Genomic DNA, 540 nt, shown 5'->3' with positions numbered 1-540 from the left:
ATTCTGCCTCCGGGGGTGAGGGGAGAAACGTCGATAGGCCGTTTTTCTCGCTGGTCTCATTGAACTTGGCGTCGACATACGTCCCCCGCTCTTTCTCTTATACACCTCTGACGCTGCCGACTCACAGGTTACTTTTTCTCTCTTTTCTCCCCTTTTTCTTTTCTTCTTTCCTTCCTTCTCTTTCTTTCCTCTCCTCCTTCCTTTCTCTTTTTTCTTTCCCTTCTCCTCCTTTCCTCCCCCCTTTTCTTCTTCTCTCTTCCTCTCTTCTTCTCCTCTTTCTCTTTTTTTTTTTCTCTCCTTCTCTTCCTCCCCTTTTTCCCTCTTTCTCCTCTCTTTTTTTTCTCTCTCTTCTCCCCATCCCTTTCTCCTTCTCCCTCTTTTCCTTTCCTCTTCCCCTCCATCTCCCCCTCTTCCTCCTCTTTTACCTTTTCTTCCCCCCCCTTCTCTGTCTTTCTCAACGCCTCCCTCTCCTCTCTCTTCTCCTCCCCTACTCTTTTTCTCCTCCTTTTCTTTCTTTGTCTCTCCCTCTTCTCTCTCCCT

At 47.8% G+C, this 540-nt stretch carries 1 protein-coding gene; it reads right to left on the bottom strand.

Going from position 1 to position 540, the window contains the following annotated elements; all coding sequences use genetic code 11:
- Positions 1 to 128: 128 nt before the first annotated feature.
- Positions 129 to 540: hypothetical protein (locus WH87_RS19845; protein WP_046173264.1), on the bottom strand; the 412-nt coding region annotated here is incomplete at its 5' end.

It is taken from the genome of Devosia epidermidihirudinis (genome assembly GCF_000971295.1).
Lineage (GTDB): Bacteria > Pseudomonadota > Alphaproteobacteria > Rhizobiales > Devosiaceae > Devosia > Devosia epidermidihirudinis.
Note: the sequence above shows the minus strand (reverse complement) of the source record. Positions and strands in the feature narration are given on the sequence as shown.